This is a genomic window from Pseudochrobactrum asaccharolyticum (assembly GCF_003314995.1).
Taxonomy (GTDB): Bacteria; Pseudomonadota; Alphaproteobacteria; order Rhizobiales; family Rhizobiaceae; genus Pseudochrobactrum; species Pseudochrobactrum asaccharolyticum.
Genome location: NZ_QNRH01000001.1, coordinates 435,867 through 454,565, shown reverse-complemented (window position 1 = coordinate 454,565; position 18,699 = coordinate 435,867). Strand labels below are relative to the sequence as shown.

19 protein-coding genes are annotated in these 18,699 nt (G+C 51.1%); 12 read left to right on the top strand and 7 right to left on the bottom strand.

Annotated features, from left to right (window positions below; all coding sequences use genetic code 11):
• Positions 1 to 22 precede the first annotated feature (22 nt).
• From purF to DFR47_RS02020, 3 genes are all read left to right on the top strand, one after another.
• Complete coding sequence (gene purF / locus DFR47_RS02030; protein WP_170137422.1) at positions 23 to 1,597, top strand: amidophosphoribosyltransferase; 1,575 nt, start codon at positions 23 to 25, stop codon at positions 1,595 to 1,597.
• Positions 1,598 to 1,664: 67 nt separating this feature from the next.
• Positions 1,665 to 2,405: an SDR family NAD(P)-dependent oxidoreductase gene (locus DFR47_RS02025; protein ID WP_113942731.1), complete on the top strand. Its 741-nt coding sequence runs from the start codon at positions 1,665 to 1,667 to the stop codon at positions 2,403 to 2,405.
• 302 nt (positions 2,406 to 2,707) lie between these two features.
• The gene (locus tag DFR47_RS02020) at positions 2,708 to 3,253 is read left to right on the top strand and encodes an AAA family ATPase (protein ID WP_113942730.1); all 546 of its coding nucleotides are present in this window, start codon (positions 2,708 to 2,710) and stop codon (positions 3,251 to 3,253) included.
• Positions 3,254 to 3,306: 53 nt separating this feature from the next.
• Here DFR47_RS02020 and DFR47_RS02015 read toward each other — a convergent pair whose 3' ends face one another.
• Entirely contained in the window at positions 3,307 to 3,912 is a 606-nt protein-coding gene (locus DFR47_RS02015) for an LOG family protein (protein WP_113942729.1), read from the bottom strand.
• Positions 3,913 to 4,230: 318 nt separating this feature from the next.
• Between DFR47_RS02015 and DFR47_RS02010 the strand changes: the two genes are divergently transcribed.
• The 4 genes from DFR47_RS02010 to pssA all read left to right on the top strand — a co-directional run bounded on the left by DFR47_RS02010 (position 4,231) and on the right by pssA (position 9,395).
• Positions 4,231 to 5,499: a LysM peptidoglycan-binding domain-containing protein gene (locus DFR47_RS02010; RefSeq protein WP_113942728.1), complete on the top strand. Its 1,269-nt coding sequence runs from the start codon at positions 4,231 to 4,233 to the stop codon at positions 5,497 to 5,499.
• Between the two features lie 211 nt (positions 5,500 to 5,710).
• The gene (locus tag DFR47_RS02005) at positions 5,711 to 7,597 is read left to right on the top strand and encodes an ABCB family ABC transporter ATP-binding protein/permease (RefSeq protein WP_113943188.1); all 1,887 of its coding nucleotides are present in this window, start codon (positions 5,711 to 5,713) and stop codon (positions 7,595 to 7,597) included.
• A gap of 281 nt (positions 7,598 to 7,878) precedes the next feature.
• Positions 7,879 to 8,577 (top strand): phosphatidylserine decarboxylase, encoded by a 699-nt coding sequence (locus tag DFR47_RS02000; RefSeq protein WP_113942727.1) that lies wholly within the window; start codon positions 7,879 to 7,881, stop codon positions 8,575 to 8,577.
• Positions 8,577 to 9,395, top strand: coding sequence for a CDP-diacylglycerol--serine O-phosphatidyltransferase (pssA, locus tag DFR47_RS01995; RefSeq protein ID WP_113942726.1), 819 nt, complete (start codon positions 8,577 to 8,579; stop codon positions 9,393 to 9,395). The genes DFR47_RS02000 and pssA overlap by 1 nt, the downstream gene beginning before the upstream one ends.
• 100 nt (positions 9,396 to 9,495) lie before the next feature.
• Here the strand turns inward: pssA and rarD are convergent, their stop codons facing one another.
• From rarD to cysS, 4 genes are all read right to left on the bottom strand, one after another.
• Positions 9,496 to 10,416: an EamA family transporter RarD gene (rarD, locus tag DFR47_RS01990; RefSeq protein ID WP_113942725.1), complete on the bottom strand. Its 921-nt coding sequence runs from the start codon at positions 10,414 to 10,416 to the stop codon at positions 9,496 to 9,498.
• Positions 10,417 to 10,533: 117 nt separating this feature from the next.
• Complete coding sequence (gene cimA, locus DFR47_RS01985) at positions 10,534 to 12,147, bottom strand: citramalate synthase (RefSeq protein ID WP_113942724.1); 1,614 nt, start codon at positions 12,145 to 12,147, stop codon at positions 10,534 to 10,536.
• Between the two features lie 46 nt (positions 12,148 to 12,193).
• Entirely contained in the window at positions 12,194 to 12,682 is a 489-nt protein-coding gene (locus DFR47_RS01980) for a GFA family protein (protein WP_113942723.1), read from the bottom strand.
• Positions 12,664 to 14,178, bottom strand: coding sequence for a cysteine--tRNA ligase (cysS, locus tag DFR47_RS01975; RefSeq protein WP_113942722.1), 1,515 nt, complete (start codon positions 14,176 to 14,178; stop codon positions 12,664 to 12,666). The genes DFR47_RS01980 and cysS overlap by 19 nt, the downstream gene beginning before the upstream one ends.
• 420 nt (positions 14,179 to 14,598) lie before the next feature.
• Between cysS and DFR47_RS01970 the strand changes: the two genes are divergently transcribed.
• Complete coding sequence (locus DFR47_RS01970; protein ID WP_113942721.1) at positions 14,599 to 14,784, top strand: hypothetical protein; 186 nt, start codon at positions 14,599 to 14,601, stop codon at positions 14,782 to 14,784.
• Here the strand turns inward: DFR47_RS01970 and DFR47_RS01965 are convergent.
• Both DFR47_RS01965 and DFR47_RS01960 read right to left on the bottom strand, forming a co-directional pair.
• Entirely contained in the window at positions 14,758 to 15,405 is a 648-nt protein-coding gene (locus DFR47_RS01965; protein WP_170137421.1) for a LysE/ArgO family amino acid transporter, read from the bottom strand. The genes DFR47_RS01970 and DFR47_RS01965 overlap by 27 nt on opposite strands.
• 113 nt (positions 15,406 to 15,518) lie before the next feature.
• On the bottom strand, positions 15,519 to 16,316 hold the full coding sequence (locus DFR47_RS01960) for an SOS response-associated peptidase (protein ID WP_113942719.1): 798 nt from the start codon (positions 16,314 to 16,316) through the stop codon (positions 15,519 to 15,521).
• Positions 16,317 to 16,407: 91 nt separating this feature from the next.
• Between DFR47_RS01960 and DFR47_RS01955 the strand changes: the two genes are divergently transcribed.
• From DFR47_RS01955 to DFR47_RS01940, 4 genes are all read left to right on the top strand, one after another.
• Positions 16,408 to 16,833, top strand: a complete 426-nt coding sequence (locus DFR47_RS01955; protein WP_113943187.1) for an NUDIX domain-containing protein — start codon at positions 16,408 to 16,410, stop codon at positions 16,831 to 16,833.
• 58 nt (positions 16,834 to 16,891) lie between these two features.
• Positions 16,892 to 17,272, top strand: coding sequence for a TIGR02301 family protein (locus tag DFR47_RS01950; protein WP_113942718.1), 381 nt, complete (start codon positions 16,892 to 16,894; stop codon positions 17,270 to 17,272).
• 227 nt (positions 17,273 to 17,499) lie between these two features.
• On the top strand, positions 17,500 to 17,757 hold the full coding sequence (locus DFR47_RS01945) for a hypothetical protein (RefSeq protein ID WP_113942717.1): 258 nt from the start codon (positions 17,500 to 17,502) through the stop codon (positions 17,755 to 17,757).
• A 90-nt stretch (positions 17,758 to 17,847) separates the two neighbouring features.
• Positions 17,848 to 18,651, top strand: a complete 804-nt coding sequence (locus DFR47_RS01940; protein WP_245416408.1) for a hypothetical protein — start codon at positions 17,848 to 17,850, stop codon at positions 18,649 to 18,651.
• Positions 18,652 to 18,699 lie beyond the last annotated feature (48 nt).

Genomic DNA, 18,699 nt, shown 5'->3' with positions numbered 1-18,699 from the left:
GCAATCGAAAGGCCCAGCGGCTATGATCAGTCATTCCGGTGAAACCGCCCCCGCTTCTTCAGATCATACTCAAATGATCTCCGCCACCACGCATGGCGCGCATAACAGCACAGAAGTGCCTGAAAACTCTTCGAGATTTTCCTTTGATGAAGACGCCTTGCATGAAGAATGCGGCGTCTTTGGCATTCTGGGGCATGAGGATGCCGCGACACTGACGGCGCTCGGCTTGCATGCTCTGCAGCATCGCGGACAGGAAGCAGCCGGTATCGTTTCGTTCCACGAAGGGCGTTTTTATTCTGAACGCCATATGGGGCTGGTCGGTGATCACTTCACCAATCCGGCGACTTTGAAGCAGCTTCCGGGCAATCTTTCGATTGGTCATGTGCGCTACTCCACCACCGGTGAAACCGTGTTGCGTAACGTGCAGCCGCTGTTTGCTGAGCTGGAAGTCGGCGGCATTGCGATTGCCCATAACGGCAATTTCACCAACGGCCTGAGCCTGCGCCGTCATCTGATTGCATCGGGTGCGATCTGCCAGTCCACCTCTGATTCAGAAGTTGTGCTGCATCTCATCGCCCGTTCGCGTCTGGCTTCGTCCAGCGATCGTTTTGTCGATGCTGTCCGTCAGCTTGAAGGCGGCTATTCGATTCTCGCTATGACCCGCACCAAGCTGATTGCAGCGCGTGATCCGGTTGGTATCCGCCCGCTGGTCATGGGTGAACTCGATGGCAAGCCGATTTTCTGCTCTGAGACCTGTGCGCTCGATATTATCGGTGCGAAATATATCCGCGATGTGGAAAACGGCGAAGTTATTGTCTGTGAAACTCAAGCAGATGGTTCCATCACCACCACCTCTATCAAGGCGCCAAACCGCAAGCCGGAACGCCTGTGCATGTTTGAATATGTGTATTTTGCCCGCCCTGATTCTGTAGTCGGCGGCCGTAATGTTTACATGGCCCGCAAAAATGCCGGTATTAATCTGGCAAAAGAAGCTCCGGTTGAAGCAGATGTTGTTGTGCCTGTACCGGATGGCGGCACGCCGGCAGCATTGGGTTATGCGCAGGCGAGCGGTATTCCGTTTGAATATGGCATCATCCGCAACCACTATGTTGGCCGTACCTTTATTGAGCCGACCCAGCAGATTCGCGCCCTTGGTGTTAAACTGAAACATTCGGCTAACCGTGCGATCATTGAAGGCAAACGCGTAGTGCTGGTGGATGATTCCATCGTACGCGGCACCACTTCAATGAAGATCGTGCGCATGATCCGTGATGCCGGTGCAAAAGAAGTCCATATCCGCGTCGCCTCCCCGATGATCCATCATCCGGATTTCTACGGTATTGATACGCCGGACGCAGATAAGTTGCTGGCCAACCAGTATCCGGACTTAAAGGCCATGTGTGATTATATCGGTGCGGATTCGCTGGAATTCCTGTCCATCGACGGGCTTTACGAAGCTGTTGGCGGCGAGAAACGCAATCCGAAAGCACCGCAATTCACCGATCATTACTTTACGGGGGACTATCCGACCCGTCTGGTCGATCAGGAAGAATTGTCGAATATTCATAACTTTGCATTGCTATCCAGCAACGGCTAAGATCAGATAAGGCGGTTGCGGCAACGTAGCCGCCTTAAAATTATACAGACTGAAACGGGTGGATTTAATGAGTTTTGATCTGAGCGGACGTACTGCGCTGGTTACCGGCGCATCCCGCGGCATCGGCTATTTTCTGGCATTGGAACTGGCAAAGCGCGGCGCCCATGTGATTGCCGTTGCCCGTACTGTCGGCGGCCTTGAAGAACTGGATGATGAAATTCAGGCGATGGGTAATACAGCGACACTTGTTCCGCTTGATCTTAAAGACATGCCTGCCCTTGATCTGCTCGGCTCATCAATCAATGACCGCTGGGGTAAACTGGATATTCTGGTTGCCAATGCCGGAGTGCTTGGCACAATTTCTCCGGTTGGCCATGTTGAAGCCAAAGTCTTTGACAATGTTATCAGCACCAATCTGACCAGTATCTGGCGTCTGATCCGCTCGGTTGATCCGCTGCTGCGCCGCTCCGATGCAGGACGTGCCATTCTGATGTCTTCCGGCGTCGCTCATACAGCACGCGCGTTCTGGGCACCCTATGCCGCCTCTAAAGCTGCAGTGGAAGTTATGGGACGCTCCTGGGCGGAAGAAACCAAACAAATGCCGCTGCGTGTGAATTCCGTCAATCCGGGTGCAACACGCACAGCTATGCGTGCAAAGGCAATGCCGGGTGAAGATCCGGAAACCCTGCCGCATCCGGCAGATGTGGCTGCTAAAATCGTGCAACTTGCCGATCCCGCACTGACCATTACCGGACAGCTCTATGATGTACGTCAGGACAAGTTCCTGCACTATCATATGCCATCGTAATCATTAGCTTTTAGACATCCGGCCTATTGCATTTTGCCGGCCGGATGTCTGTTCTTCCAGATTTTCAAAGCACTTTTTCAATATTCATTCTATATCGCAGCCTGTTTTTTCGCCTGCACTCAAGCATAATTCCTTAAACTTGGATCAGTTTAATGAATTATGCTCTCATTTTAAGTGTTAGAGCGACCTTTGTGTGCCAAGTCTGGCACACGGCGCTCTAAAGCATGGCTTTTATTTTTCGCTGCCTTTCCCCCCTCGTGACGATCTGAAACTTTTAATTTCTAAACACAGAAGGATCTGTGATGGATCATTTTTATATACTTACCGGTGGCCCGGGTTCTGGCAAAACCACTCTGCTCAACAGCTTAAAAACGCATGGCTATCAGCACAGTCAGGAGGCCGGACGCCATATTATTCAGGATCAGGTTAAAATCGGCGGCAAAGCGCTGCCATGGCTTGATCCGGCATGTTTTGCGGAAATGATGCTGGCATGGGAAATGCGTTCGCATTTATTAGCCTCAGAGATCGCCTCTGAGCGACCTTACTTCTTTGACCGAGGCATGGCTGACATTGCCGGTTATCTCAAGCTTTCCGGCATTCCTGTCCCCGATCATGTACATCAGGCAGTGCAGCAATATGCCTATAACAAAACAGTCTTCATTGCTCCGCATTGGCCGGAGATTTATCAGGGGGACGAAGAACGTAAACAATCGGCTGATGAAGCTGAACGGACTTTTGATGCCATGGTACAAACCTATCAGGCATACGGTTTTACACTGCATGAACTTCCCAAAGCGGATGTGGAAACGCGCGTTGCCTTTGTGCTCGCTCAAATAGATAAAAAATAGCGCAATAAAAAAAGCCCCTCACTGAGGGGCTTTTTATTGGTTATGCATTTTGCTTACATGCGGGCGATGATCTCTTCATCACCGGATGCATCGCCTTTGGCAGCTGCATCAAAGATGTAAGGAATGATCTCTTCGACAGTATCAAGCATTTTCGGCTGTACACGATGGCCGGTATGAATAAAGCCTTCGGTACGCATATGATCGAGCATAGCGATCATCGGTTCCCAGAAATGATTGATATTGGAAAAAACCATCGGCTTTTTATGGTGGCCGAGCTGTGCCCAAGTCATCATTTCCACGATTTCTTCAACGGAACCAATGCCGCCCGGTAGCGTGACAAAAGCATCGGAACGTTCAAACATCAGCTGCTTGCGCTGATGCATGTTTTCCGTAATGATCTGCTCATCAAGCATTTCATTCGTTTTGCCGTCGGCTTCTTTGTTCAGAAGGAAGGTTGGGATAATGCCAGTGACTTTACCACCTGCTTTGTAAGCACCTTCTGCAACGGCGCCCATAATTCCTTTTGTGCCACCGCCATAAATCAGGCGAAGGTCGTTTTCTGCGATGGAGCGGCCAAGAGCCAGTCCTGCTTCCCTATAGAGGGGATTATTGCCGGTTGAAGAACCGCAATAGACACATATTGATCGAATCTTGCTCATTTTTTCTTTTTCGCGCGCGGGTCGTTAGTCGTCAAGTTTTCTGCGTGGTGAGGCGTAATAAATTATCCGAAAACCAGAATTTCAATTTCAGATGCAGAATGCTTTTGAAATCATAGGCTTCTGCAAAGGATTGGCAATCTTGCGCATCTTATCGGGTAATGCATGACAAGAATTACAGTGCCGATATGTGATATTCTTGCTGTGACAATAAAAAAGCGCTAGTTGTTGGATCAGTGCTGATTATCCGTTTGGATTTATAAGCAGACACAACATGTTATAATATTTTTTTAAGCTCGGTGTTAAAAGGGGCGACCCCGAATGCAGAATAGTCGTTATGCGCTTGCCGGTTTTGCTGCTGTTGTTATCATCGGCGGTCTGCTTGCTTATTGTAATATGGCGCCGCAAAAAACGGAACAGCCGCAACCGGCGCCGGTTGCCCAGCCTGCACCGGCTAAGACGCCGGAAGCCAAATCAGAGGCCGCTCCGGAAAGTAAGACTGAAGCTGCACCTGATGTTAAAACCGAAACACCTGCTGAGACAAAATCAGCCGAGCCGGAAAAGCAAGCCGCTGCTCAGACTGTGACAGTGCCGGTTTTTGATGTATTGCGTCTTGAAGCTGATGGTTCTCTGGTCATTGCCGGTAAGGCCGCCCCGAATTCTCAGGTCGATCTCCTTTCCAAAACCCGTGTGCTTGGTTCAACCAAAGCCGGTGAAAACGGCGATTTTGCAATTATTCTGGATCAGGCGCTGAAGAGCGGTGATTACCAGCTGGTATTGCGTGCGACCAGCGGAGAGAATTCCGTTGCCACATCGCAGCAAACAGCCATTCTTTCAGTTCCGGCGACACCGGAAGGGCAGGTTCTGGCGCTGGTTGAAGAGCCGGGACAAGCTAGCCGTATGATTACCACGCCGCAGGCAACCCCGGCTGCACCGCAGCCGGAAGGCTCAGATGTGCCTGTTGCGCAGCATGGCAGCAGCGCGCCATATTCCGTTTTGCCTCCTCAGAGTGTACAGGGCGGCTCTGCCGGACAGGATGATAAAAGCGATATCAGCATTGCAGTTGAAGCCGTTGAAATTGAAGGCGCTTCCGTCTTTATCGCAGGGCATGCACGCGGCGGTCAGACCGTCAATATTTCCGCCAATGATCTGCTACTTGGAACGGCAATCATTACACCGGAAGGTCGCTATCTGGTGCAGACCCAGCAGCCGCTTGCAGTTGGGGATTATATTATTCGTGCAGATCTGATGGATAAAGGTGGCAAGGTTCTGGCTACTGCGCGCGTACCATTCCGTCGTGTTGAAGGTGAAAAGATTGCAGCCGTTGCACCAAGTGCACCAGTGCAACAGGATGTGCAGGCAGCTGAACCACAGCCGTTGGAAGAAGCAGAAGGTTCGGTGATTATCCGTAAAGGCGATAATCTCTGGACAATTTCCAAACGGACCTACGGCAGTGGTCTGCGCTACACAACGATCTATTTGAGCAACAGAGACCAGATTAAAAATCCGGATCTGATCTGGCCGGGACAGGTCTTCGTGATGCCGAAAGAGCCTTTGAAGGATCAGGACGTGCAGCAGAAGCTGCAATAAAGCGACAAGCCAAAGAAAGCGCAGCACAGGGGATTAAATGTGTTGCGCTTGTTTGTTTCAGAGTTTCACAACATTGTGCAGCAGTTTTGTTCGTATCATGGCTACAGACATGATACGAACAGGCAGGAAACCGCAGGCAGCATTGCGGAAAAAGAAATGCTTAAAGAATGAGGGCGACGGCAGCGGGTCGTCCGTGGCGTTAAAAGAAATTATGAAAAAGCAAAAAACAGTCTCAGCAGAATCCGGCCAGACCTTGAAAACACTGGCAAAACTCTGGCCTTATATGTGGCCGAGTGAGCGTCATGACCTCAAAATGCGGGTCGTCTGGGCAACATTCTATCTGGTTATTGCCAAATTCGTACTGATGCTGGTGCCTTATTTCTTTAAATGGGCAACGGATGCGCTGGATGGCTCTTTTACACCGCAAAGCTGGGTGCCGCAGATTTTTGTCGGCGCTCTGATGCTGGTCGTAGCCTATAATCTGGCACGTATCATTCAGGCCGGTTTTAACCAATTGCGCGATGCGCTGTTTGCCAGCGTCGGTCAATATGCCGTACGCCAGCTGGCCTACCGCACCTTTGTGCATATGCACAAATTGTCTCTGCGCTTTCATCTGGAACGGCGCACCGGTGGTCTCTCCCGTGTTATTGAGCGTGGTGTCAAAGGTATTGAAACCATTGTGCGCTTTACCATTCTCAGCTCGGTGCCAACCCTGCTGGAATTTGCACTGACTGCCGCAATATTCGGTTTCGCCTATGGCGTCAGCTATCTGATCGTCGTTGCTGCAACCGTCTGGCTCTATATGTGGTTCACTGTCAAAGCGAGTGACTGGCGTATCAGCATCCGCCGCGAGATGAATGAATCCGATACGGATGCCAATACCAAAGCTATCGACTCGCTGCTGAACTTTGAAACAGTTAAATATTTCGGCAATGAGGCCATGGAAGCCGAGCGTTATGACCGTTCGATGGCACGCTATGAAAAAGCAGCCACCCAGACATGGACATCGCTTGGCTGGCTGAACTTTGGTCAGGCTGTGATTTTTGGCGTCGGTATGATGATCCTGATGGTGATGTCTGCCCGTGAAGTTCAGGCCGGAACCCATACGCTTGGCGACTTTGTTTTCATCAATGCACTGCTGATGCAATTGTCGCTGCCGCTGAATATGATCGGCTTCATTTATCGTGAAATCCGTCAGGGACTGACCGATATCGAACAGATGTTTGATCTGCTGGAAGTGGAAGAAGAGGTCAAGGACAAGCCGGAAGCACAGGCTCTGGCTGTCTCACAGGGCGCAATTCGCTTTGACAATGTCAGCTTTGCTTATGATCCGTCCCGTCCGATCCTGCGTAATGTCAGCTTTGAAGTGCCGTCAGGTAAAACAATTGCGATTGTCGGACCATCCGGTGCGGGTAAATCGACAATTTCGCGTCTGCTCTATCGTTTTTATGATGTGCAGCAGGGCTCTGTGACGATTGACGGTCAGGATATCCGTGATGTGACACAGGTCAGTCTGCGCCATGCGATTGGTATGGTGCCGCAGGATACCGTGCTGTTTAACGATACAATCGCCTATAATATTCGCTATGGCCGCCCGAGCGCGTCAGAAGAAGAAGTGGAACAGGCTGCTAAACTGGCGCAGATCGACCGTTTCATTCAGCTGTTGCCGGAAGGCTATCAGTCGATGGTTGGCGAACGTGGCTTGAAACTCTCCGGCGGTGAGAAACAACGTGTGGCGATTGCCCGTACGATCCTGAAAGCGCCTCCGATCCTCATTCTTGATGAAGCAACCTCGGCGCTGGATACGGCAACGGAACAGGATATTCAGCAGTCTCTGGATCTGGTCAGCCGTGACCGTACAACACTGGTCATTGCGCACCGTCTGTCCACAGTGATCAGTGCCGATGAAATCATTGTGCTGAAAGACGGGCAGATAGCGGAGCGTGGTACCCATCGTGATCTGCTGTTGCAAGGCGGACTTTATGCGTCGATGTGGGATCGCCAGCGTGAAGCTGATGAGGCCGAAGCACGGTTGCGTCAGGTGCGTGAAAATGATGAGATGGGCATTGTTATCCGCGGTGCGCCAGCGGGCGAATGACAGGGGCGTAATGATCCTCTATGATAATGGCAGATATTCGCAACCGCAGCGAATATCTGCTAACTACAAAGCCGGTTTCGCTGTATTTAATTTCAGCTGAACCACTTTGATTCCGGCCATATTCAGCGCATAAATAATAAAAACAGCGCTTCCGGTAACTTTCTGTCCGGATTTCGTCAGCAGAAAGTATGAATATTATCAAATTTAGTGCGCTGATTGCGCTTAATCATTTTAAACGCTGTAACTTTGCGTTATTGATGCGGAAAATCTGAGGAAAACCGATGAGCCTGTCCGATACTATTCGCAATACTTTCGTCCCTATTCACCGTGAGGGCTATCCCTTCATTGCGGCATTCTTTGTTGTGTCGCTGCTGCTGGGCTGGTTGTGGGGGCCTTTGTTCTGGGTAGGGATGGTGCTAACCATCTGGTGCATTTATTTCTATCGTGATCCGTTGCGTATCACACCGCTGGACGATGATCTCGTCATCAGCTCGGCCGATGGCAAGATTTCTTCCGTTGGCATGTGCGTGCCGCCGGCAGAACTCGATCTCGGTACCGAGCCGATGTTGCGCATTTGCGTTTTCATGAACGTGTTCTCTGTGCACATTAACCGTGCACCGGTGCGTGGTAAAATTATCAGCGTAATGCATCGTCCGGGCAAGTTCCTGAATGCTGAGCTGGATAAAGCCAGCTCTGAGAATGAACGTAGCAGCGTATTGATCGACAGTGCACATGGTACGGTTGCGGTTGTTCAGATCGCAGGTCTTGTTGCCCGCCGTATCGTTTGCTGGTCGAAGGCCGGTGAAGATCTTACAACCGGTGAACGCTTTGGTCTGATCCGTTTTGGTTCCCGCAATGATATTTACTTGCCAAAAGGTGCAGTTGCCCGCGTTGCTGTCGGCCAGACGGCTGTGGCAGGTGAAACCGTTCTGGCAGAGTTCAATGATGCGCGCACTGCGCCAACCGTGCGGATCGCCTGATGCTTGAAGCACCTTTCCCGCCGCTGGATCCGAATGGCAATACAGAGGGGCGCGGTCCGCGCCTTTCTGAAATTCCGATGCGGATTGTTATCCCTAATCTGATTACCGTCCTTGCCATTTGTGCGGGGTTAAGCGGTATTCGTCTTGCCATAGAGCACCGTTTTGAACAGGCTGTAGCGATGGTGCTGCTGGCTGCTTTTCTGGATGGTATTGACGGACGGATTGCACGGCTTCTGAAAGGTTCTTCCAAATTCGGCGCCCAGATGGATTCACTGGCCGATATCGTCAATTTCGGCGTGGCACCGGCATTGGTGTTGTATCTGTTTATGCTGGATCAGGCGGGTTCTTTTGGCTGGATTGCAGCGCTGATCTATACCATTGCCTGCTGCCTGCGTTTGGCACGTTTTAACGTTATGCTGGAAGACCCGAACCAGCCTGCATGGCAGGGTAATTATTTTGTCGGCGTTCCGGCGCCTGCCGGTGCGATGCTGGTGCTGCTGCCTGTTTATTCCGGCTTTCTCGGCGTGTTGCCAAGCAAAGCTCTGGCTTACGGTACAGCTGGCTTTACGATTATTATTGCATTTTTGCTGGTCAGCCGTCTGCCGGTCTATAACGGCAAAACCGCAGGCAGCTTTATCCGTCGTGATTTTGTTGTGCCGCTGATCCTCGGTGTGGTGATCTATGCCGGTTTTCTGATGAGCTTCACATGGCAGACACTGACACTGACTGCATTGGGTTATTTGTTGTTCCTGCCATTCAGTGCGTTAGCGTGGAAGCGTCGCTTCGCAGCCGAGGCATTACATACTAAGGCTGACTAAATTGAAAAAGCCCCTCAATGAGGGGCTTTTTTGTCAGATCCTTTACGAGGCCATATGGCCTGTTGCTTTTCTCAACAACGGGCACTGCTATTAATCCTATTCAGAGTTTCGATATCTTTTTATCTGCCCGTGCATCTTTGAGGATCGACCATGTGTAAAGGATCAAGCCTGCCCAGATCAGTGCGAATGCATAGAGCTGCGTTGTGTTGAATGGTTCTTTGAAAGCGAAAACCGCGATCAGGAACAGCATTGTCGGCGTAATATACTGCATCAGCCCCAGCGTGGTGTAGCGCAGCAGTTTCGCACCGGTTGCATACATGATCAGCGGCACAGCAGTGACAACACCGGCCAGCATCAGCAGCACGATATCAGCCGAAGTACCGGCCACAAAATGATCCTGCCCCTGTGCATAAAGCCAAATTGCATAGGCACTGGCCGGAATGAACAGAATGATCACTTCCAGCATGAAGCCCTGTGACGGACCAATCGGCAAGGATTTACGGAAGAAGCCATAAAAGCCGAATGACAGCGGCAGAATGATAGACACCCAAGGCAGGCCGCCCTGCTCTACCGTCAGCAGGACAACAGCAGCAGCAGCGAGGAACACAGCAATCAGCTGCACTCTGCTCAGACGTTCTTTCAGGAAAACTGCACCGAGAAGCACATTGACCAGCGGGTTGATATAATAGCCGAGCGCGGCATCCAGTGCGTGATCATTGAAGATCGCCCAGACATAAACGCCCCAGTTCAGCGTAATCAGGGAGGCGGTCAGACAAGCCATTGCCAATGTGCGCGGATTGCGCAATGCGGCACCGACATCTTTGGTACGCCCCATAAAGACCAGAATAATTGCCGCAACCGGCAATGACCAGATCACGCGGTGCGCCAGCACCTCCACAACCGGAATATGGGCGACGGCCTTCATGTAAAACGGGAAAAGTCCCCAAAACAAATAGGCCAGCATCGCGAAGATAAACCCGCGCGTTGCTTCCGGCATCGCCTGTTGAGACCGGTCATTCATAACAAGTTGTCCTCAGATTTCCGGTCTCGGGCTTTATCATACAGCGGGAGCCGTTCATTACATTCACATCAGTAACAACCGGTACTCCCGTTTTACCTCATCCGCAAACGGCAAATTTTATTCTGCTGCAATATGTCCCGCAAGTTCGCGGTTTTTCATCAGCTTATAAACCACCGAGTCCATCAGTGCCTGAAAGGATGCGTCGATAATATTGTCAGACACGCCAACTGTGCGCCAGCGCTGCCCGCTCGCATCATGCGACTCGATCAGAACGCGGGTGATCGCTTCCGTACCGCCATTGAGGATACGCACTTTAAAATCGACCAGTTCCAGATCGGCCAGTTCTTCCTGATAACGCCCCAGATCCTTACGCAGCGCAAGGTCAAGCGCGTTAACCGGACCATGCCCTTCAGCCACAGACAGGTGTTCTTCACCGTCGATGATGATTTTAACAATCGCTTCCGACACGGTTTTCAGGCAGCCATTGCTGTCATAGCGGCGCTCAACCATACAACGGAAAGCTTCAACACGGAAAAACTGCGGCACCGCACCGAGTTGCTGGCGTGCCAGCAATTCAAAGCTCGCATCGGCACTTTCATAGGCATAGCCCTGCGCTTCACGTTCTTTAACCAGCGCGATCAGCGTATCAAGATGACGGTCGTCTTTCGCCACCTGAATACCGCGCTTTTTAAGCTCTGCGATAAAATTGGACTTACCGCCCTGATCCGACACCATCACACGGCGATGATTGCCAACTGTTTCCGGCGGCACATGCTCATAGGTCTGTGGCTCTTTCAGAAGAGCTGAGGCGTGGATACCGGCTTTGGTGGCAAAAGCAGAACTACCGGCAAATGCCGCCTGTTCATTCGGCGCGCGGTTGAGAACATCGTCAAAAGTACGGGAAAGTTTTGTGATGCCTGTCAGCGCATCCATGCTGATGCCCACCTCAAACCGGTCTGCCCAGTACGGCTTCAGCATCAATGTCGGGATCAACGTGACAAGATTGGCATTGCCGCAACGCTCACCGATACCATTGAGTGTGCCCTGTACCTGCCGCACACCGGCATCAATTGCCGCCAGCGAAACGGCAACGGCCTGTTCGGTATCATTATGTGCGTGAATACCGAGACATTCCCCCGGTACAACAGTTTTAACGGCATTGACGATATCGCCGACTTCGCTTGGCTGCGTGCCGCCATTGGTATCGCACAAGACGACCCAGCGGGCACCGGCACTATAGGCCGCCTTGGCACAAGCTAAGGCATATTGCGGATTGGCTTTGAAACCGTCGAAGAAATGCTCGCAATCAACGATACATTCTTTGCCTGCCATACGGGCAGCTGTAACCGAAGATGTGATCGATTCCAGATTTTCTTCCAGCGTGCAACCCAGTGCCAGATGCACGTGATAGTCCCAGCTTTTGGCAACATAGGTGATAACATCACTCGAAGCCTGCAGCAGCACAGACATGCCCGGATCATTGGAGGTGGAAACGCCCGGACGCTTGGTCATACCAAAGGCAGCAAACTTTGCCCGAGAGGTATGTTTGCGCTGAAAAAAGCTCGTATCTGTTGGGTTCGCACCCGGATAACCACCTTCAACATAATCCACGCCGAAATCATCCAGCATGGCCGCAATGGCTTTTTTGTCAGAAACGGAGAAATCAATTCCCGGTGTCTGCTGGCCATCGCGCAGGGTAGTATCATAAATATAGATACGCTCTTTTTTCATTGTCGGTCTTTCCTCCATATCTGTATTTATGTGCCTTGCTTGTCGCTTATTGCGGCCATGTGTCCGTATCGTGATCAGGATGCTGGAAAGACACCAGCGTACGTACAAACTCGATACTTTCCGGATCGCGTTCCGTGGTATAGGCGGGCAGTTCGCTGAGCTGTTCCAGATAAGGCAATTTGCCCTCCAGCCCCCATTGCACCTCCGGCACAATGTCTTGCGGCTGATCAAAGGCAGCGATTGAAAGCGCCAGTCCGTCCGGCGCTTCATAGGTCAGCGGTGTGCCGCAATCGGCACAAAAGCCACGCTCGACATGGTTGGAAGAGCGGAACAGTTTTCGTGTTCCGCGCGTCCATTCCAATGTGCCTTCCTTAACGGAAACCAGCGGCGCGTAATAATTGCCGAATGCTTTCTGACACATACGACAATGGCAGATGGATGCGCTGCCCAACTGCCCCTTTACGCGAAAGCGCACAGTGCCACATTGGCAGCCGCCGCTTACGACAGGTACTTCACTCAGCGTTTCACTTCCCATGATGTCACCCGCTCTCCCGTAACCGGATCTTTTCCGTCCTTCAGCTGAATATTCTGTGCCAGCAATGAGTCACGAATACGGTCAGCTTCCGCCCAATTTTTCCCGTTGATGAATGCCAAACGCTCAGCGATCTGTCTTTCAACATCCGCAGTGTCGACATCTGCGGCATAGCTGAACAAATATTGCGCAGCTTCAGCCAGCAATTGTGCATCATAAAGGCCAAGCAGATTGAGACCAGAAACCAACGCCTCCACATCACCCTGCTTATAGGCTTTACGCAACTCGGTGAGCGCTGCCCATGTGTTCAGATCATCGCCTACGGCATCAGCGAAGACCGAAGCTTTTGCAGCATCAGGCTTGGCAGACTGCTCTGCAACCAATTGATACCACTTGGCCAGTTCTTCACCGGATTCATTCAGACGCTGCTGCGTCCAGTTGATCGGCTCCCGGTAATGGGTCTGCAACATCGAGAGACGTGCAGCCATCCCTGTCCAGCGACGGCGGAAATCTTCCGGCACATCAAGACCGGCCACTTGCGGCAGTTCCGATTTCAGCACATCGTCAATGGTGATGAAATTGCCCAAAGATTTGGACATTTTCTGACCTTCAACCTGCAGAAAACCGTTATGCATCCAGATATTGGCCATACGATCTGAGCCAAAGGCACAGCATGACTGGGCGATTTCATTTTCATGATGCGGAAATACCAGATCAATACCACCGGCATGAATATCGAAAGTATTCTTCAGCGGATCATCGCATTTCAGACCGCCGCCAAACGGCTCCAGCAGTTTCGCCATCGACATGGCGGAGCACTCAATATGCCAGCCTGGGCGGCCATTCACTTCAATACTCGCCGGAGACGGCCAGCCCGGCTCGCCCTGTTTGGATGGTTTCCACAACACGAAATCCATCTCGTCGCGCTTGTAGGAAGCAACATCGACACGCGCACCGGCAATCATTTCATCCAGTGAACGGCGCGCAAGTGCGCCATAGCGCGGGCCGTGTTCACCTGTCATGGTTTTGACCGCAAACAGCACATGATCATCAGCCACATAGGCGTGACCGCGTTCGATCAGGCGCTCGATCAGCTGACGCATTTCCTCCAGATGTTCCGTTGCACGCGGCTGGCTGGAAGGCTCAAGATTACCAAGCGCTGTCACATCACTCTGGAATTGCGCTGCCGTGCTTTCAGTCACTTTACGGATCGCTTCATTGAGCGGCAGATCAGGATAATCACGTACTGCACGCGCATTGATCTTGTCATCCACATCAGTGAGGTTACGCGCATAGGTTACTTGGCTCTCGCCATAGACATGACGCAGCAGACGGAACAACACGTCAAACACAATCACCGGACGCGCATTGCCGATATGGGCAAAATCATAAACGGTGGGGCCGCAGACATACATGCGCACATGATCAGGATTGATAGGAACAAAGTCCTCTTTCCTGCGGGTCAGCGTATTATATAAACGCAATTCTGTGGCAGACATCGAGTTTCCCTCTTAAGAACGCAAAACAACATTTGCGCAGCCTGCTGGCCGGTGCATTTGTCTGCTTCAAAAGTAAAGGAAAGACGAAAACATCCGAGCCAGCAATCTGCTAGCGAATAATGGTCGCAATAATACAAATGGTGTTTGCGAATGGTGTTTTCATGCAGCACTTATCTCTCTGATCCTGCTTCGCGTCAAGAGAGCAGCCACAGATTTTTACAATCTGTATCAGGACTGTATTAAGGCACTGACGGGGATGATGTAAAATACGTCGCCGCGACAATACCCCGATTTCCGCATTATGCAGCCATGCTTCAGTCCCAATTTTCAAGCTAATATTATGCTGTCAATATAAAATGTTAGAGCGTCCTTTGTGCGCCTAAGAAGGCGCACGGCGCTCTAAAAAGGGAAGGAAACATTATGAAAAAGACATTCAGCTCATACAAAAAAGATCAGCTTACTGAACAGTACCGTGCAATCGGCCCTGCCTCGCTGGTTGCAGCTTTAATGGCCGCTCCGCGCAGCCGCCGTGAAGATACCAAGCGGCTGCATGTTTCTTATCTGCCTTCTGACAAAGCCTTAAGGCCACAGCAGACGGCTAAGTAAGCTGAACGCAATCGCCCACATAATGATGCCGATCAGGCAGTCGAGAATGCGCCATGCCGATGGCTTGGCGAAAAACGGCTGCAACAGGCGGGCACCATAACCGAGCGAGAAGAACCAGACAAAAGATGCAGTGATAGCGCCGATGCCATAGGCAAGACGTGCCTCGCCTTCAAAACGGGCAGACAGACTGCCGACCAGCACCACCGTATCGAGATAAACGTGCGGATTGAGAAAAGTCAGCGCCAAGCAAGTGCCCATTGCTGCCTTGAGACTAACTGCACCGGTATTGGCTGCATGCATACCATCCGGATGCATAGCGCGGCGAAATGCGGAAAAACCGTACCAGAAAAGAAACGCCGCACCGCCGATAGTCACTACTGTGATCAGTGTTGGTGATTGCGAAATTAAGGTGCCCAGCCCTGCGACACCTGCTGCAATCAGCGCCGCATCTGATAGAGCGCAAATCAGACTGAGGATAAATACATGCTGGCGTAGTAGTCCCTGTCTCAGAATATATGCATTTTGTGCGCCAATGGCGACGATAAGTGATAGTCCGAGCAAAAAGCCCGAAATTGCTGCTGTTCCCACGATTGACCTATTCTTCTTAGACTTTACGCGCATCTTATTCGAAAATCGCTGCCGCTTTTCGAGATGCAACATTATCTCAACGCGCATCTCGTCCGAAAACCGGCCTCCACTTTTCGGGATGCGCTGTATATTTTTGAAAGAGTTAGTCAAAACATACTGAACTGATCATCATTGTCATCTTTTTTCTTTTTCGCAGCAGATTTTTTAGGCTTAACCGGCTTTGGAAGCTTTCCTGCTTGCGAAATCACCGGCTCCTCCACCCGTTCATGCACATCTGTGCCGAAATAGCGGGCATGATTAATCTTATCCGATACGGGAATCGCTTCGAAAAAATCTTCCTGAACAGGTTTCAGCAGATGCTGCACATCTTTGGCACGGTTGCGCTTGCAATCGAGCCACTCCTGATAATCCTCAGGATGAATCACCAGCGGCAGACGATCATGAATATGTGATAATGCATTATTGGAAGCCGTGGTCAGGATCGCAGCCGTATCCATCTGCGAACCATCACCGCTCATCCATGTTTCCATCAGTGCACCAAAGGCAATCATGCCGCCTTTGCGCGGCCTGATCCAATAAGCCTGCTTTCTGCCATCACCCAGCTTGCGCCATTCATAAAAGCCGCTGACCGGTAGCAAACTGCGGCGATGTTCCATAGCTGTACGAAAAGACGGTTTTTCATGCGCCGTCTCAGAGCGGGCATTGATCATCAGCGGAAAATTCAACGGGTCTTTTGTCCATGACGGTACAAATCCCCAACGCACCAGCATTGCAATCCGCTCCGGCCGGTTGCTGCCGGGTGCCGGTGTTTCACCATTCATCACAACCATAACCGGTTGCGTTGGCGAAATATTATAGCGCGGCGGAAAGGCTTCATCGACAATCACGCCGAAATGCGCCTCCACCTCATCAATTGTCGCCAGTAAAGCAAAACGTCCACACATAGGTTTTGGTGTCGCGAGTTTTGCCGTAAAGGTCAAGGTGTCTGATAAACAAAGCTTGCAAATCAGCGGGCAGGTTTTTACCACTCATTTTATGACACAGGACATTTCCCCTCTCCCGCTTATCGCTCACGGCGTTTCAATGATCTGCCGTAATGAAGACCGCTTCTTGCTGGTGAAACGTGGTAAAGAACCGCTCAAAGGTTCTTTTGCTTTTCCCGGCGGCGGTGTGGAAGCAGGTGAAGGTGGCGAAGAAGCCGCTCATCGCGAACTCATGGAAGAAACCGGCCTGCGTTGCGATACATTACGACTGGTGGATACTATCGACCTCTCCAAAGAAGGTCTTTATGGCAAAACCTACAATCTCAGCATCTACCGCGCCCTTGATCTCAGCGGACAGGAGCAAGCCGGTGACGATGCCGTTTCCCTGCACTGGCTCACAGTTGAGGATATGCTGAATTATCCTGTCACCGTCAGCACGCTGGCCTTTGCCCGCCGTATTTTACAGGAAGAAGGCTGATATCGCCTTGAAACGGCCTGATTACTCCACAATTTATAGTGCAGGTGCGGAGTGTATAATGATCAGATTTTTCGGTTACTTGCTGTTTCTGACAGGTATTATTGTCAATAACAGTTCCGCAAAAGCGCAGGATATCAGTGGGCCGCCTTATGAAAGCCAGATGATCAGGCTCGCCGAAACACTCGGCTCCCTGCATTATCTGAGCAATCTGTGCAGTGATAAAAACAATCTTTGGCGTGACCAGATGAATGATCTGCTCACCGCAGAAAAGGCAGATGCAAACAGACGCAAAGTGCTGATCTCTGCCTTTAATAACAGCTACCGAACCTATTCCGATAATTACAGCCAATGTACCGATCAGGCGATCAAAGCGATTGAGCGGTTTAAACAACAGGGCGAAAAACTCACTGAAGGGTTGGTTGCCCATTACGGCAATTAACCAAAACTTCATTCATCCCGATAAAGCCGCAAACAATCATTCACAAACCCTCGCAATCTGTTAACAAGAGATTAAATTATGGGTGGAGATGCTTCGTCTGATGGTGTAAGAAACGGTCTTCGGATAGTCGTTTCTGCTCTGAATGGCTCTATGACAGCGCTTCCTGTTAGTCCTGTCCGTCTTCTGCAATGCAGTGTCCAACGGCTTTAAGCCAAGGTGATATTTTAATGAATCATTCTCTGTCAGAACTTGATGAACTCATTGCCCATGAGAAGAAGCAAGCCGCTATTGAATATCAGCATGAAGCATGGGCAGACGGAATCTCAGAAGGTATTGAACCGGAAATTCTCGCAGAAGCAGCTTTTGCCAATGCATTGACCGAACTATTGCGTAGCACCGGTGAAGATGCTGCTCTCGGCCTGCTCGACAAGTTGCGTGAACAGATTATTGCCGGTGAGTTTCTGCCAAATCGTATTTTGCAGTAATTTTCTGCAACCGGCGGCGCTTGCCATAATTTGCACGCCTGAACACTTTAAGCACATATTTTGAATATTATTTCTCTTCCGGAGTTTTCGATGTTGCTTTCATTTCGCCGCCGGCTGAGCAAGCTGAGTTCAGACACAATTCTGAGCAAGCCTTTCCTCGCCGGACTGGCTTTCGCCATGATCGCTGCCTCAGTCTCCGCTCCGGCCTCTGCAGGTTCGCTCAACACGAAGCCTCAAATTCTTGCGCTCAGCGAGACACCGGCAGGTGAGGAAGAGGAAATCAATCCGGCACAGGTACCATTGCCGGGGCCACTGCGTCAGGTTCCGACTGAAACCTATCGCGCGCCAGGCGCTGAAGCCCCAGCAGATAATGGTGCAGTTGAGCGTGATATAACCCGTCCTCATATATCACCAGACGGTAAAATTCCGGAAATTTCATACGATTATTCCAAACTTCCGCAGCCCGTACAGGACACCCGCAAAAAGATTCTCGATATTGCCAAGGCCGGTAAAATTGATGCACTGAAGCCATTGCTCGGTGACGGCGGTGAAAACAGCCCGCTGCTTTCGCTCGGCGAGTATGACGGCACACCGCTGGAATTTCTGAAAAGCCTCTCTGGCGACAGCAATGGTCAGGAACTGCTTGCCATTCTGGTAGACCTGCTTGAGTCCGGCTATGCGCATCTCGATGCGGGCACACCAAGCGAAGTTTATGTCTGGCCTTATTTCTTCGCCTACCCGCTGGACAAGCTGGATGACCGGCAGATGGTAGAACTTTATCAGCTGATAACTGCAGGCGACTTTGAAGAAATGAAAGGCGTCGGCGCCTATATTTTCTACCGCCTTGGCATTACGCCGGATGGCTCATGGAAGTTTTTTGTAGCTGGCGACTGAGCATCTCAAAATCTTTAATAAAAAAGCCGCCTCATCAGGCGGCTTTTT